The sequence below is a fragment of the Delftia sp. HK171 genome (assembly GCF_001886655.1).
Classification (GTDB): domain Bacteria; phylum Pseudomonadota; class Gammaproteobacteria; order Burkholderiales; family Burkholderiaceae_C; genus Comamonas; species Comamonas acidovorans.
Genome location: NZ_CP018101.1, coordinates 2,353,849 through 2,369,469 on the forward strand (window position 1 = coordinate 2,353,849; position 15,621 = coordinate 2,369,469).

A 15,621-nucleotide genomic window follows, 5' to 3' on the forward strand; every position below is an offset into this window, starting at 1 on the left:
GTCAGGCCAGGCCCAGCTGCTGCCACAGCAGGTCGCCCAGATAGCGGCCGGGCAGCAGGGTGAACAGGCCCGCCACGACGCAGGCGCCTATGTAGACGCTGCGCATGATCTTGCGGTGGCCGGCGATGTTGCCGTGGTACAGGTGCCAGAACGAGCGGCCCAGGCCGGCAAAGGTCAGCGGCACCAGCAGGTGGACGGGCGTGTAGCCGGCCCAGTTGGGCAGGCGGTAGTCGCGGATGAAGCAGGCGGACACCGCCGCGCAGACCATGAGCGTGACGAAGGCGTAGCCGGCCGCGCGGTGCAGGCGGGGATGGACGGCGGCCTGGCGGCGTGCCAGCAGGGCGATGGCACCCGTGGCCGTGGCCCCGAGGGCGGCGCTCATGTGGATGGCGATCAGCGGTGTCATTTGCATGGCGGTGTCCTGGCGTGCGGCCCGGGTTGGTGGGCCTGTATGGGACAGGACTGTCGCTGCCGGACGCGGGCCGGGCCAGCGCCATGCGACGGACGGTCGCCGGCAGGGTGCCAGATGCATCGGGGCGCCGCGAGCTGCAGGGATCTCCGTGGTCGTTGGAAGATTGCGGCTATGGGGAGTGCGCACAAACTATTGCGAAGGTCCTTTGAATTCAATCACTTGGAGGATTGCTTCGATGCAACAGATTGAGAAAATTCATAGCAGCGCCCTAACGTGGTTGGTAAGCTAACGGATTCTGTAAATCATTCTCAATATCATCCTCATGCCCTCCATCCGCCCGATTTCCCTGGCCGTTCTCTGCCTGTGCAGCCAGCAGGCCCTGATTGCCCAGACCCGGGGCGGCGACCCCGTGCTGGAGGCCGTGACGGTGGAGGCCAGTGCCGACGCATCGGCCCAGGGCCTGTCCAAGCCCTTCGCAGGCGGCCAGGTGGCCACGGGCGCGCGCAATGGCGTGCTGGGCACGCTGGACTGGAAGAATTCCTCCTTCTCCACCACCAGCTACACGCAGCAGCTGATCGAAGACACCCAGTCCAAGAGCGTGGGCGATGTGCTGCTCAACGACCCGGGCGTGCGCCAGGCGCGCGGCTTCGGCAACTTCCAGGAGCTGTATGTGCTGCGCGGCTTCCCGGTGTACTCGGACGACATCGCCTACAACGGCCTGTACGGCCTGCTGCCGCGCCAGTACATCGCCTCGGAATTCTTCGAGCGCGTGGAGGTGCTGCGCGGCGCCAATGCCTTCCTCAATGGCGCGGCACCGGGCGGCAGCGGCATTGGCGGCACCATCAGCCTGCTGCCCAAGCGCGCCGGCAACGATGCACTGACGCGCGTGGGCGCCGGCATCCAGACGGGCGGCCAGGCCTTTGTCTCCACCGACATCTCGCGCCGCTTCGGCCCTGACCAGAGCACCGGCATCCGCCTGAACGCCGTGCGCCGCGACGGCGGCACGGGCGTGGATGGCGAAGACCGCTCGCTCACCGCCCTGGGCGTGGGCCTGGACTGGCGCAGCCGCAACGTGCGCCTGTCGGGCGACGTGGGCTACCAGCGCAACAGCTACAACGGCGGCCGCCCCAGCGTGACGCCGGGCAGCTTCATTCCGGCCGTGCCCGACAACAAGACCAACTACGGCCAGAACTGGTCGTACTCCACCGAGCGCGACCTGTTCGCCACGCTGCGCGCCGAATGGGACATCAACGACACAACCACCGCCTGGGCCGCAGGCGGCCTGCGCCGCGGCAAGGAAGACAACTCCCTGAGCGGCGTGACCGTGAGCAATGCGGCCGGCGACACCACGGGCACGCGCTTCGACAACAAGCGCAAGGACAGTGTGGGCACGGGCGAGGTCGGCATCCGCACGCGCCTGGCCACGGGCAGCGTGGGCCACGAGCTGGTGGCCACGGCCAGCACCTACTCGGCCACCGAGCGCAATGCCTGGGGCATGGGCTTTGGCGTGGTCAACAACATCTACAACCCCTGGAGCAGCGCGCGCCCCGCCATGACGCTGTTCGGCGGCAACCTGGCCGACCCCACGCGTGTGGGCGAAACCCAACTCAACAGCTTTGCCATCGGCGACACGCTGACGATGCTGGACGAGCGCCTGCGCCTGACCGTGGGCGTGCGCCGCCAGAGCATCGAGCAAAGCAGCTACGACTACAACACGGGCGCGCAGACCGACAACTACAAGAAGTCGGCCACCACGCCCATGCTGGGCCTGGTGTTCAAGACCAGCGAGAACACCTCGGTCTACGCCAACTACATCGAAGGCCTGACCAAGGGCGCCGTGGCGCCGCAGACGGCCAACGACCTGCCCGTGTCCAACGGTGGCCAGGTGTTCGCGCCCTACAAGTCGCGCCAGAAGGAAATCGGCTTCAAGTGGCAGGGCCAGCAGCTGGGCGCCACGGTGGCGCTGTACACCACGGACATGCCTTCGGCCTATGTGGCCAACCAGGTCTTCGGCCAGTACGGCAAGCAGCGCAACAGCGGCCTGGAGGCCACGGTCTTCGGCGAACCCGTCAAGGGCCTGCGCGTGCTGGGCGGCGTGACCTTCAGCGAGGCCAAGATCCGCGAGGCCGCCGATGCCACCACCATCGGCAACTACGCCATCGGCGTGCCCAAGCGCCTGCTCAACCTGGGCGTGGACTGGGATGTGCCCGGCGTCTCGGGCCTGGCCCTCAATGCGCGCGTGATGCACACCTCCAGCCAGTACGCCAACGGCGCCAACACGCTGAAAGTGGCCTCCTGGACGCGCACCGACATCGGCGCGCGTTATCTCATGGACATCGGCAACAACCGCCTGCTGACCCTGCGCGCGCGCATCGACAACCTGTTCGACAAGGGCTACTGGTCGTCCGTGGGCGGCTACCCGGGCGCCAACTACCTGGTGCAGTCCATGCCGCGCACCTTCTCGCTGAGCGCATCGGTGGACTTCTGAGCCGGAGCGATCTGAAGCATGCGCGCGTTGTGGACGGTGGTGCACCGCTGGATAGGCCTGGTGCTGGCCGGTTTCCTCACCATGGCCGGCCTCACCGGGGCCGTGCTGTCCTGGGACCATGAAATCGACGAATGGCTCAACGCCGACATGCTGGAGACCCCGGCACGCGGCCCGCTGAAGACCCCGCTGGAGCTGGCCGCCGCCGTGCAGGCCAGCGAGCCGCGCGCCGAGATCAGCTACATGACCCTGGGCCTGGTCGAGGGCGAAGCCGCCATGTTCATGGTGCGCCCCCGGCCCGACCCGGCCACGGGCCAGGCGCCTGCGCTGGGATATGACACGGTCTTCGTCGATCCTGTCAGCGGCCACATCACCGGCCAGCGCAACGGGCGCAGCTTCGCGCTCAGCCAGCGCAACCTCATGCCCTGGCTGCGCCACCTGCACGAAAGCCTGCTGGCCCCGCGCTTTTGGGGCACGGACCGCTGGGGCTACTGGTTCATGGGCAGCCTGGCCCTGCTGTGGGTGGCCGACAGCTTTGTCGCGCTGCTGCTGACCTTTCCCGTCAAGCTCAGGAAAAGCGCCCCGCGCCTGACGGCGGCCGTGGGATCGTGGTGGCGCCGCTGGCTGCCCTCATGGCGCGTGCGCTGGGGCGGCGGCGCCTACAAGCTCAACTTCGACCTGCACCGCGCGGGGGGCCTGTGGGTCTGGGCCGTCATCGTCATCGTGGCCTTCACCTCGTTCTCGCTGAACCTGTACCGCGAAGTCTTCTACCCGGTGATGAGCACCGTCTCCACCACCACGCCCGGCCCCTACGAAACCCTCAAGCCTGCGCCCCAGGGCACGCTCCTCGTGCCCAAGGTCTCGTTCGCCCAGGCCATCGCCATCGCCCAGAGCGAGGCAAAGCGCCTGGGCTTCGCCCAGCCCGCAGGCGGCATCTGGTGGGGCGGCGACTTCCCGTTCTACAACATCTCCTTCTTCGACCCGCACGACGAAACCGGCGCCATGGGCATGGGCCTGTCCAACATCTACGTCAGCTCGGACAACGGCGAAGTCCTGGGCACCTACCGCCCCTGGCACGGCACGGCTGCCGACGTCTTCGTCCAGCTGCAACTTCCCCTGCACAGCGGCCGCATCCTCGGCACCCCCGGCCGCGTGCTCATGTCCTTCGTCGGCGTGCTCGTCGCCGTCCTGTCGATCACCGGCGTCATCATCTGGTGGCGCAAACGCAGAGCTAGGAAGATGACCCCCTGAGCGGCTGCGCCGCTTCCCCCTTCTCGCTTCGCGGAGGGGGACGCAGCCCTCACTGCGGGGCGGCCCTTGCTCGGCTGCCCGCGCTTGAGCCCTGCGAGTTTGAACGGCTGTCGGTAGTGCACGGCTCCATTGATAGCCAAATCAGAAAACTATCCGCCTAAACAGCAAAGCCACCGAAAACGGTGGCTTTTTGCAATGCTTGACGGGCTCAAGGCCATCCCGACTGGCGCGCCCCAAAGCGAGGGACACCGAGGAAGGGCCGCCCCGCACCGAGGGTGTCGTCCCCCTCCGCGAAGCGAGAAGGGGGAAGCGGCGCAGCCGCTCAGGGGGTCAATCCTTTTTCAAGCATTCGCTCATGAACGCCTTGCGCTCATCACCCTTCTTGCCCGTGGCGTCCACGTTGCAGGTCTTCATGCGTTCCTGCTGGCGCTTCTTGCCGTCGGACAGGCAGGACTTCATGAACTCCTTGCGCTCGTCGCCTTTCTTGCCGGTGGCTTCGGTGTTGCAGGTGCCCATCAGCTTTTGCTGGGCCGTGGGAGCCTTGTCCCCTGCGGCCATGCCCATGCTGCAGGCCAGGGAGACAACTGCCAGAACAACGATTTTTTTCATGATGGAATGGTTTTGAAGGCGCGCTGAAGTCCAGCGCACCCACATTGCAGCACAGTGCCGGGCGCGCAGCAACGTCGCGGGCCGCGCGTTGTAAAAGTTTGCGATTGCCGCTGACAGGCGGGCAGGAGGACACCGGCAGGCCATGGCCAGCGCAGATAATGGCCCACTTTTGCATTGCGACAGGACGCTTGCTGTGGACATTCTTTTGCTGGTCAAGGCTGCCATCATGGGCATCGTGGAAGGGCTGACGGAGTTCCTTCCCATCTCTTCCACCGGGCACCTCATCCTTGCAGGCTCGCTGCTGGGCTTCGACGATGCCAAGGCCAAGGTCTTCGACATCGCCATCCAGACCGGCGCCATCTTCGCCGTGGTGCTGGTGTACTGGCAAAAGATCCGCTCCACCGTGGTCGACCTGCCCACCAGCCGCCAGGCGCAGCGGCTCACGCTGAACGTCATCATCGGCTTCCTGCCGGCCGTGGTGCTGGCGCTGATCTTCGGCAAGTTCATCAAGGCGCACCTGTTCACGCCCACCGTGGTGGCCACCACCTTCATCCTGGGCGGCTTCGTCATCCTGTGGGCCGAACGCCGGCCCGCCTCGGCCATGCGCGTGCAGACCGTGGACGAGATGACGCCGCTCGATGCCCTCAAGGTCGGCCTGGTGCAGTGCCTGGCCATGATTCCCGGCACCAGCCGCAGCGGCGCCACCATCATCGGCGGCATGCTCATGGGCCTGTCGCGCAAGGCGGCCACCGATTTTTCGTTCTTCCTGGCCATTCCCACGCTGATCGGCGCCGGCGTCTACAGCCTCTACAAGGAGCGCGCCCTGCTGTCGGTGGCCGACATCCCCATGTTCGCCGTGGGCCTGGTGTTCTCCTTCATCAGCGCCTGGCTGTGCGTGCGCTGGCTGCTGCGCTACATCTCCACCAACAGCTTCGTGCCGTTTGCCTGGTACCGCATCGCCTTCGGCATCATCGTGCTGGTGACGGCCTTCACCGGCGTCGTGAGCTGGAGCGAGGTTTGACCCAGGCTTGGGCGAAGGGCCCCAGGCATTCCTCAGGCACCAACGCAGAAGGCCACCGCAAGGTGGCCTTTTCACATTCGGGGTGCCCGGTTCAGCCCTCGGGGCCGAGCAGGTTCAGCAGCGAGGCCTCGATGGCGGCGGCCGTGGCGTGGGGCCGCTCCATGGGGAACAGGTGGCTGCCGTCCAGCATCATCACGCGCCCGCGCGTGATGCGGCGCGTCAGGTCCATGCCCACCTGGCGCATCTCCACCGAGGCACGCCCGCCGATGAAGGCCGCCGGGCAGCGCAGCGGATGGTGGTGCAGCAGCGAGGCCAGGTTGTGCGGCAAGGTGTTGTAGATGGCGGTCTCCACCTCGCGCGTGAAGTGCAGCGTGCGCCGGCCGTCCACATCGGACAGGCCGCCCTGCACATAGTCCTGGAGCACCTGCGGGTGCCATTGCGCAAACACCTTCTTGGCGCGGAAGTAGGCCAGCGCCTCCTCGTCGCTGTCCCAGGCATTGCGGCGGCGGGCGCTGATCTTGCCCGGCGAGACCGAGCCCACCAGCTGCGTGCGCTTGGCCACGCCCACGGCATTGGCGCGCCAGCCGCTGAGCAGGGGCGAATCGATCAGCAGCACGCCGCGCGCCAGTTCGGGGTGGCGTGCAGCCGTCATCACGCTCAGGAAACCGCCCAGCGAATGCCCGACCAGAAAGACCGGACCGCCCACGCGCTCCACCTCGGCGCGCGTGAACTCGGCCAGTTGCTCGACCAGGTGCGGCCAGTTGTTGGTGACGGGAAAGCGCGGGTCATGGCCGAAGCGCTCCACGCCCTGCGCCGCGATGCCGCGCTCGGCCAGCAGCGAGAACAGCAGCCGGTAGGTGGGCAGCGCAAAGCTGTTGGCATGCGAGAAGACCACGGGCAGCGGTGCCGATTCCGTGCCCGCATCGCTGTCGGCCCGCAGCGCGGGCCGGGCCGCGTTCACGGCTGGGGCTCCTGGCCGGTTCGGTCCGGAGCATCCGGCATGCCTTGCTGGTGGCCGGAGGGTTGCCCGGCGTCCGGTCGCATGGGCGATGCCGGGCCCGGCTGCAGGGGCGTCATGGGCGAGGTGGCCAGCCCGTCGGCCGTGGAGGTGCCCAGGCCTGCACCCGTGCCGCTGTGATAGGGCTGGCGCAGCGCCGCAGGCGGCAGCCGGCCCATGGTGCGCGCATTGGAGCGCAGGGCGCCGGCCGGCGCGGTGACCTTGGTCAGCGGCTGGGCCTGGCGGCTGTGCACGCGGATGGGCACCGCGGAATCGCCGCCATCCCAGGCCGGGTCCTCGATGCTGTCGAAGACATGGCGCAGGCGCTCGCCCCAGCTGTCGTGCAGCATGCGGAAATACGGATTGCTCTCGTCGATGCTGACGATCTTGTCGGAGGCAAAGCGGTCCTTCTCGTACACGATCAGGTCCAGCGGCAGGCCCACCGAGAGGTTGGACTTGAGCGTGCTGTCCATGGACACCAGGGCGCACTTGGCGGCCTCGTCCAGCGGCGTGCGCGGCGTGATCACGCGGTCCAGCACGGGCTTGCCGTACTTGGACTCGCCGATCTGGAAGTAGGGCGTCTCGCTCGTGGCCTCGATGAAGTTGCCTGCCGAGTAGACCTGGAACAGCCGCATGTTCTCGCCCTGGATCTGGCCGCCCAGCACCAGCGAGATATTGAAGTCCACGCCCGAGCGCGACAGTGCCACGCCGTCGCGCTCGAACACATGGCGCACGGCCGCGCCCAGCACGCGGGCCGCATCGAACATGCTGCGCACGTTCCAGATGGTCAGCATGTCGCCCGTGGCCTCGTCGCGCAGTTGCTGGCTCTCCAGCAGCTCACGCACCGATTGGGTGATGGACAGGTTGCCGGCCGACAGCAGAACCATGAAGCGGTCGCCGGGGTTCTCGTAGACCATGAGCTTGCGGAACGAGCTGATCTGGTCCAGGCCGGCATTGGTGCGCGAGTCGGCCAGGAAAACCAGGCCGGCGTTGAGCTTGATGGCAACGCAATAAGTCATGGGAACATCCGAAACTGCGGGATCGACAAGTTTAGTGCGAGGCGATTGACCGCGTTCAGGCGGCGATCTTCTTGAGCTGGTAAAGGGCTTCCAGCGCTTCGCGCGGGCTCAGTGCGTCGGGATTGATGGCGGCCAGCGCCTGGGCCAGCGGGTCGTGGCGGCTTTCGGGCTCGGGCATGTCGGGCGCATCGAACAGGTCCACCTGCAGGCGGCCCTCGTCGGCATGGGCCTCCAGTGCCTCCAGCGCATGGCGCGCGTGGTGCAGCACGCCGGCCGGCATGCCCGCCAGCTTGGCCACCTGGATACCGTAGCTGCGGCTGGCCGGGCCGGGCTGGATCTCGTGCAGGAAGACGATGTCCTGGCCCGATTCGGCGGCGCTCACATGCATGTTCACGGCCGCGCGTGCCTTGGCCGGCAGCTCGGTCAGCTCGAAGTAGTGCGTGGCAAACAGCGTGAAGGCGCGCGTCCTGTCGTGCAGCTGGGTGGCGATGCCGCTGGCCAGCGCCAGGCCGTCGAAGGTGCTGGTGCCCCGGCCGATCTCGTCCATCAGCACCAGGCTGTGCGGCGTGGCCGAATGCAGGATCTGCGCGGCCTCGGTCATCTCCATCATGAAGGTGGACTGGGCATTGGCCAGGTCGTCGGCCGCGCCGATGCGCGTATGGATGGCATCGATGGGCCCCAGCCGGCAGCTGGACGCCGGCACATGCGAGCCCATGCTGGCCAGCAGCACGATCAGCGCCACCTGGCGCATATAGGTCGACTTGCCGCCCATGTTGGGGCCGGTGATGACCTGCATGCGCGTGTTGGCGTTCATGCGCGTGTGGTTGGCGATGAAGCTGCCGCTGGAGGTCTCGGCCATGCGGGCCTCCACCACGGGGTGGCGCCCGGCCTCGATCTCGATGCAGGGATGGTTCACGAACTCGGGCGCGCACCAGTTCAGCGTCAGCGAGCGCTCGGCCAGCGTGCACAGCACGTCGATGGCGGCAATGGCACCGGCCACGCGCGTGAGCGCCGGCACATGGGGCTGCAACTGGTCCAGCAACTGCTCGTAGAGGAATTTCTCGCGCTGCAGCGCACGCTCCTGCGCGGACAGGGCCTTGTCCTCGAAGGCCTTGAGCTCGGGCGTGATGTAGCGCTCGGCATTCTTCAGCGTCTGGCGGCGGCGGTAGCGCTCGGGCACCGCGTCCTTGTAGCTGTTGGTGATCTCTATATAGAAGCCGTGCACCTTGTTGAACTGCACGCGCAGGTTGGGAATGCCGGTCAGCAGCTTTTCCTTGGCCTCCAGCTCCAGCAGGAAGTCGTCGCAGTTGTTCTGGATGGCGCGCAGCTCGTCCAGTTCGGCGTCGTAGCCCGTGGCGAACACGCCGCCGTCGCGCACCAGGGCGGCCGGCTCTTCCATGATGGCGCGCACCAGCAGCTCGGCGCAGCCCTCGGGCGGCTGCAGGTCGGCAAACAGCTGGGTTAGGTGGGCCGAAGGCGTCTGCCCGGCCTGGGCCAGCACGGCGGCCTTGTGCAGCGTGCGGCCCAGTCCCACCAGCTCGCGCGGGCGCACCTGGCGCAGCGCCGTGCGCGCGGTGATGCGCTCCACATCGCTCACGCCCTTGAGCTGCTCGCGCAACTGCTGCCAGGGCGCGGCCATGCCGCCTGCGCTGGCGCCCTGCAGCGCCCGCGTGGCCTCCAGCCGCGCCATGGCCTGCGTGCGGTCGCGGCGCGGCTCCAGCAGCCAGGCCTTGAGCAGGCGGCTGCCCATGCCCGTCATGCAGGTGTCCAGCAGAGAGAACAATGTGGGCGAATCCTCGCCGCGCAGCGTCTTGACCAGCTCCAGGTTGCGGCGCGTGGCCAGCGGCAGCGCAATCAGCTCATCGTCGCGCTGCACCTGCAGAGCGTGGATGTGCGACAGGCTGCGGCCCTGCGTGTGCTCCGCATACGACAGCAGCGCGGCGCTGGCGCCATGGGCCAGCGGCAGGTCCTCGGCCTCCCAGGCCTTGAGGCTGGCCGCGCCCAGCAGCTCCAGCAGCTTGCGCTCGCCCAGGCCGCCGTCGAACTGCCAGTCGGGGCGCGGCGACAGCGGGCAGGCGATGGAGCCGCCATGGCGCAGCGCGAACAGGCTCTGCTCGAAGCGCTCGGTCACGCCTGCGCTGTAGATCAGCTCGCTGGGCGCAATGCGTGAAATCCAGGCGCCCAGCTCGTCGTGTGAGCATTCGGCCAGATGGATGCGCCCCTGCGTCACCGCCATCCAGGCCAGGCCGCAGCGCTGGCGCCCGGCCGTGTGCAGGGACAGCAAGATCGCCTCGCTCTTGTCCGACAGCAGCTCACTGTCGGTCAGCGTGCCCGGCGTCACCACGCGCACCACCTTGCGCTCCACCGGGCCCTTGGCGGCGCCCACCTCGCCCACCTGCTCGCAGATCGCCACCGACTCGCCCAGCTTGATCAGCCGGCCCAGGTAGTTCTCCAGCGCATGGAAGGGCACGCCCGCCATGGGAATCGGCTGCCCCGCCGTCTGCCCGCGCGTGGTCAGCGTGATATCCAGCAGCCGCGCCACCTTCTCCGCATCCCCGAAGAACAGCTCGTAGAAATCCCCCATGCGGTAGAAAACCAGCGTGTCGGGGTAGTTGATCTTGATGCCCAGGTACTGCTGCATCATGGGCGTGTGCGCCGACAGATCAGGGGCCGGAGAGGGCTGTGTGCTTTGCGAGAGGTCGCTCATTGGCTTGGGAATCAACAGGTTGCAGCGGCATGCAGGTGCCGGGCAGGGCCTTCCTTGGTGGCGCGGGGCCGGAGGAAGGCGCAGATGTTCTTGTGTCGCGGTGCCCGTCATCGACCATCTCCCTGGTGTGGGATGCGGCAGCGGGCAAAGGTCACATTATTGACTAGGCGGGGTCGGGTGGGCTCCGCGGGGGCAAGATCTGTGGCGCTGGCTGACTCGCCTGCACGGCAGGTAGGCTGGGACACCAACCATGGCGGGCTCCCTTGGCGCAGGCGCTTGCCTTCAGCGAGATTTCACTGCTTTGCGTGTCCACTCCAGGGACTCAAGTGGCTTTCCGGAGTGGAATTCAAGGATGGGTGAACCCGCTTGATAGATATTCGCCTGCACCAGAATTTGCTTGGCCTTGCTCGCTGCATTGATAAAACGCTGTGCGTCCTTGAGGAAGACGATTGTCGAGTCATGGTCGGCTGAAGGCGATCCCGAGAAATCCATGGGTTTGCCATCATCAAATCTCACCTGAATCTTGCAGCCGCTGGAAATGGGGCAAATGATCTGGCCCTTTTCAATGGAGAGATAGACCTCCAGTCCCGCCTTGCGTTGCTTGCGCACAGTCAGCGTGCCGTGGTTTTTCCCGGCATAAGGGAATGGTAGATTGAGTGAGTTGTTGCTTTCGATATATGCAAACTGCATTTTCTCACTCGTCATCCTGTCTTCCTGCTGCTGGTATTGCCAAGCTGCATTCGCCGATGCCGCCAACGTTGCAGCGATCACAATTGCTATTTTTTTCATTGCCTGTCTGTCTCGCGAGATGTGGTTTGCAAAAGCCAAGCCTCAATTTACCACTGGCTTTGGGATGCTTGGGACGCGCTCGCGTGGGCATCGCCCCTGGGTAGGCGGGCGTCATGGCTGGCGCGTCCATGGGTGGAATGCAAACCATTCTTATTGCGGGCGGCTAAAATACCGCCCCATGTCCGTGCCGCACACGCCTCCAGAATCCATGCTCCAGGTCCAGCAGCTGTATGTGGGCCACCATGCCTGGCTGCTGTCGCGCCTGAAGGCCAGGCTGCGCGACACGGCCGAGGCGCAGGATGTGGCGTCCGAGACCTTTGTGCGCGTGGTGGCCGCGCGCCCCGCTGCCGTGGTGCAGGAGCCGCGCGCGTTTCTGACCACCATTGCCAAGCGCCTGCTGTTCACGCTGTGGCGCCGGCGCGAGCTGGAGCGGGCCTATCTGGAGACCCTGGCCCTGCAGCCCGAGGAGCTGGCGCCTTCTCCCGAAGAGCGCGCCGTGCTGCTGGAGACGCTGGAGCACATCGCCCAGGCGCTGGACGGCCTGCCGCTCAAGGCGCGCCAGGCCTTCTTGCTGAGCCAGATCGACGGCCTGACCTACCAGGCCATTGCCGACCAGCTGGACATTTCCCTGAGCACGGTGCGCCGCCACATGGCCGAGGCCTTCCGGCGCATCGCCATCGCGCTGGCCCGCCAGCAGGCCGGCATTGCGGTGGCGCGCGGCGGCTGACATGGCGGCCTCTCTTTCGCAGGACGGCAGCAGTCTGGATGCCGCCACCGAGGCGGCCGTGGGCTGGCTGGTCACGCTGAACTCGGGCTCCGTCAGCGATGGCGAGCGCCAGGGTTTCGAGCAATGGCTGCGGGCCGATGCCGGTCACCGCCTGGCCTGGGAGCGGCTGCAGGCACCGCTGCAGCAGATGCTGTCGCCGCTGCGCACCGGCGCGCCTGCGGCCTCGGGCAGCCTGATGGGCCAGGCGCTGCAGCGTGCCGAATCGCGCATCCGCCGTCGCCGCAGCCTGCTGCGCGGCGCACTGGGATTGGGCGGCATGGCTGTGGGCACCGCCTTCGTGGCCCACCGCCACGCACCCATCAGCCAATGGGCTGCCGACCTGCGCACCGGCACGGGCGAGCGGCGTGATTTTGCGTTGCCCGATGGCAGCACCATCACGCTGGATGCGCGCTCGGCGGCGGACCTGGATTTCGGCCCTGGCCGCCGCACCGTCATCCTGCGCCAGGGCACGCTGCTGGCGCATGCAGCGCCACAGGCCTGGGAGGCAGGGCAAGGGGGCGCCGCCTTCACCGTGCGCACGGCCCACGGCCAGGTGCGCGCGCTGGGCACGCGCTTCGTGGTGCGCCAGGAGGCCGGCAGCAGCCTGGTGAGCATGCTTGAGCACAGCGTGGAGATCACCACGCCACAGGGTGCAAGCCAGGTGCTGGCCCAAGGCCGCAGTGCACGCTTCGGTCCGGCGGGCATTGCCGAGGATGCGACCGAGCCCGGCACCGCGTCGGCCTGGCAGCGCGGCATGCTGGAGGCGCACGACCAGCCGCTGGGCGAGGTGGTGCAGGCCCTGCGCGCCTACCGCGCGGGCTTCATCCGCGTGGCGCCGCGTGCGGCGGCCCTGCATGTCTACGGCACCTTCTCGCTGGACGACACCGACCGCGCCCTGGCGGCGCTGGCCGAGACCCTGCCCATTGCCGTGAACGTCTACCAGCGTGGCTGGCTGGTGACCATCGAGTGACTATCGGGTGAGGTCGGTGCCTGCGCGCAAAAAAATGAACACTTTTTGCGGCGCGCTCGACAAGCCTTGGAAACCTGCTTTTCAGGCCCTTCCAACCTCCTTGTCGAGAACCCGCATGCTGCTCTCCTGCCCCTTGCCCTTGCGCACCTTGGCCGCTGCCGCCCTGGCCTGCGCGCTGAGCGCCCACGCCCAGACTTCCCCTTCCGCGCCCGCTGCGCCAGCCGCCTCGTCCGTGCGCAGCTACGACCTGCCATCCCAGCCGCTGGGCAGCGCGCTGGCGCGCATAGGCGCCGAAAGCGGCCAGCAGATCGGCATCGACGCCGAGCTGGTGCGCGGCCTGACCGCGCCCGCCGTGCGCGGCAGCTATACCCCCGAGCAGGCCGCGCGCGCGGCGCTGCAGGGCAGCGGGCTGGAGCTGGTGCGCACGGGCTCGGGCAACTGGGGCCTGCGCACCGCAGCGCCTGCTCCAGCCTCCGCAGCCGCCGCTGCACGCACCGCAGGCACGGCCCAGGCCATGGCCGAGGTGCGCGTCACGGCCCAGGCCATCACCAGCCCCACCACCGAGCAGACCGGCTCCTACACCACGCGCGCTCTCAGCATCGGCAAGATGGAGCAGTCCATTCGCGAGACACCGCAGTCCGTGACCGTGGTCACGCGCCAGCAGATGGATGACCAGAACCTGTCTTCCGTCGAGGACGTGATCCTGCAGACCACGGGCGCCACCAAGTCGCAGCGCAACTTCGGGGCCCACGTCTACATGATGCGCGGCTACGAAATCCCGGACTCCAACTACCTGCTCGACGGCGTGGCCGGCGGCACCTACAGCCCCACGGGCTGGGTGCCCATGGACACGGCCATCCTCGACCGCGTGGAAGTGCTGCGCGGCGCAGGCGCTCTGGTGGTGGGCGCGGGCGACCCCAGCGGCGTGGTCAACATGGTGCGCAAGCGCCCGCGTGCGGAAAAGCACTTCGAGTTTGCCCAGAGCATCGGCTCCTGGAACAACTTCCGCACCGAGATCGATGGAGGCGGCGCGCTCAACGAGGCCGGCACGGTGCGCGGCCGCGTGGTGGCCGCCTATACCGACCGCCACAGCTTCATCGACCTGGTGCATTCGCGCTCGCCCATGCTCTACGGCGTGATCGACGCCGACCTGGGCGCCGGCACCAAGGTCACGGCGGGCTACCGCCATGAGCAGACCGACATCGACGGCTACAGCATCTTCGGCCTGCCCAGCTACTCCAACGGCGCCTCGCTGGGCCTGCCGCGCTCCACTTCGCTGGGCCAGCGCTGGAACCGCCACGAGGCCCAGGTCGATGACGTGTTCGGCGAGGTCGAGCACCGCATGGGAGGCGACTGGGTGGCCAAGCTCACGCTCAACCACGGCAAGACCACCATCGACCAGAAGCTGGGGTCGGCGCGCGGCGCCATCGATCCCGTTACCCTGCAGGGCCTGCGCTACGTGGGCAACGATTTCATTGCGCGCGACATCGATGCCACGGGGCTGGATGCCAACGTCACCGGCAGCTTTCAGGCGCTGGGCGGCACGCACAAGGTCATGTTCGGCACCAGCTGGACCCAGCAGAAGGTGCTGACCCAGTCGGCCTCCTCTGGCGAGGCCATGCCCCTGGACGTCTTCCGTTTCGACCATTCGCGCATCCCCGATCCCGTGGCCCCTCCTTATGACTTCGGTCTCAGGGAGCGCAAGCAACTGCTGGGCATCTACGGCAGCGGGCGCCTGCAGCTGGCCGAACGCCTGCACCTGCACCTGGGCGGGCGCCTGAACTGGTTCAAGTTCCGCTCCAACGACACCTTCACCGGCGCCCTGACCAACGACTACCGCGAAAACGGCCGCTTCACGCCCTATGCGGGCCTGGTCTACGACATCGATCCGCTCTGGTCCGTCTATGCCAGCTACACCAGCACCTTCCAGCCCCAGTCGCAGTACGCCACCGTGCAGGGCAACCGCCTCAAGCCCGCCGTGGGCGCCAACTACGAGGCCGGCATCAAGGGCGAACTGTTCGAGCGCAAGCTCAACGTGGCCTTCTCGGTCTTCAACATCAAGAAGCGCGACGTGGCCGTGTTCGACACCGGCAACGAAGGCCTGTGCCCCGGCGTGACCACCAATGACTGCTACCGCAACTCCAGCGTGCTGCGCAGCAAGGGCTTCGATGCCGAAATCGGTGGCGAGGTCGCGCGCGGCTGGCAGGTCTCGGGCGGCTACACCTGGCTGAACACGCGCGACGACGAAGGCAGCTCGCTGAGCACCGACACGCCGCGCAGCCTGCTGCGCGTATCCACCAGCTACGCGCTGCCCGGCGAATGGTCGGCCTGGAAAGTGGGCGCCAACCTCAGCGCGCAAAGCCATGCCCGCGTGGACACCGTGCAGAACCCCGGCCATGCCGTGCTGGACCTGCGCGCCTCCTACCGCATCAACCGCAACTGGACGGCGGCGCTCAACATCGGCAACGTGACCGACAAGGTCTACTGGGCTGCCGTGGGCGGCGCGCGCAACGGCACCTACTACGGCATGCCGCGCAATGCCACGCTCACGCTGCGCGGAACCTTCTGAACGGACTGTCCCTGAGCTGCCTTGCC

At 67.5% G+C, this 15,621-nt stretch carries 12 protein-coding genes; 6 read left to right on the top strand and 6 right to left on the bottom strand.

Annotated features, from left to right (window positions below; all coding sequences use genetic code 11):
• Position 1: 1 nt before the first annotated feature.
• Positions 2–412 carry a DUF2306 domain-containing protein gene (locus BO996_RS10685; protein ID WP_013803596.1) on the bottom strand — a complete coding sequence of 137 codons (411 nt, stop codon included), beginning with the start codon at positions 410–412 and terminating at the stop codon, positions 2–4.
• Between the two features lie 322 nt (positions 413–734).
• Between BO996_RS10685 and BO996_RS10690 the strand changes: the two genes are divergently transcribed.
• Entirely contained in the window at positions 735–2,900 is a 2,166-nt protein-coding gene (locus tag BO996_RS10690; protein WP_071954706.1) for a TonB-dependent receptor, read from the top strand.
• An 18-nt stretch (positions 2,901–2,918) separates the two neighbouring features.
• A complete protein-coding gene (locus BO996_RS10695; protein ID WP_016449690.1) occupies positions 2,919–4,148 on the top strand; it encodes a PepSY-associated TM helix domain-containing protein in 1,230 nt (409 codons plus the stop codon).
• A gap of 330 nt (positions 4,149–4,478) precedes the next feature.
• Here BO996_RS10695 and BO996_RS10700 read toward each other — a convergent pair whose 3' ends face one another.
• Positions 4,479–4,757 (bottom strand): PsiF family protein, encoded by a 279-nt coding sequence (locus tag BO996_RS10700; RefSeq protein WP_043781210.1) that lies wholly within the window; start codon positions 4,755–4,757, stop codon positions 4,479–4,481.
• A 193-nt stretch (positions 4,758–4,950) separates the two neighbouring features.
• Between BO996_RS10700 and BO996_RS10705 the strand changes: the two genes are divergently transcribed.
• The gene (locus tag BO996_RS10705; protein ID WP_063326858.1) at positions 4,951–5,778 is read left to right on the top strand and encodes an undecaprenyl-diphosphate phosphatase; all 828 of its coding nucleotides are present in this window, start codon (positions 4,951–4,953) and stop codon (positions 5,776–5,778) included.
• Positions 5,779–5,869: 91 nt separating this feature from the next.
• Here BO996_RS10705 and BO996_RS10710 read toward each other — a convergent pair whose 3' ends face one another.
• From BO996_RS10710 to BO996_RS10725, 4 genes are all read right to left on the bottom strand, one after another.
• On the bottom strand, positions 5,870–6,739 hold the full coding sequence (locus BO996_RS10710) for an alpha/beta fold hydrolase (protein ID WP_071954707.1): 870 nt from the start codon (positions 6,737–6,739) through the stop codon (positions 5,870–5,872).
• A complete protein-coding gene (locus BO996_RS10715) occupies positions 6,736–7,794 on the bottom strand; it encodes a proteasome-type protease (RefSeq protein WP_013803590.1) in 1,059 nt (352 codons plus the stop codon). Before BO996_RS10715 ends, BO996_RS10710 begins: the two co-directional genes overlap by 4 nt.
• Before the next feature lie 55 nt (positions 7,795–7,849).
• Positions 7,850–10,438, bottom strand: a complete 2,589-nt coding sequence (gene mutS, locus BO996_RS10720) for a DNA mismatch repair protein MutS (protein ID WP_043824531.1) — start codon at positions 10,436–10,438, stop codon at positions 7,850–7,852.
• A 345-nt stretch (positions 10,439–10,783) separates the two neighbouring features.
• Positions 10,784–11,290, bottom strand: a complete 507-nt coding sequence (locus tag BO996_RS10725; protein WP_099734331.1) for a hypothetical protein — start codon at positions 11,288–11,290, stop codon at positions 10,784–10,786.
• A 208-nt stretch (positions 11,291–11,498) separates the two neighbouring features.
• On the opposite strand from BO996_RS10725, the gene BO996_RS10730 reads away from it, so the two are divergent.
• From BO996_RS10730 to BO996_RS10740, 3 genes are all read left to right on the top strand, one after another.
• The gene (locus tag BO996_RS10730) at positions 11,499–12,017 is read left to right on the top strand and encodes a sigma-70 family RNA polymerase sigma factor (protein ID WP_013803538.1); all 519 of its coding nucleotides are present in this window, start codon (positions 11,499–11,501) and stop codon (positions 12,015–12,017) included.
• A 1-nt stretch (position 12,018) separates the two neighbouring features.
• Complete coding sequence (locus BO996_RS10735) at positions 12,019–13,026, top strand: FecR domain-containing protein (RefSeq protein ID WP_071954710.1); 1,008 nt, start codon at positions 12,019–12,021, stop codon at positions 13,024–13,026.
• A 115-nt stretch (positions 13,027–13,141) separates the two neighbouring features.
• Positions 13,142–15,595, top strand: a complete 2,454-nt coding sequence (locus tag BO996_RS10740; RefSeq protein WP_071954711.1) for a TonB-dependent siderophore receptor — start codon at positions 13,142–13,144, stop codon at positions 15,593–15,595.
• The last annotated feature ends 26 nt before the right edge of the window (positions 15,596–15,621 follow it).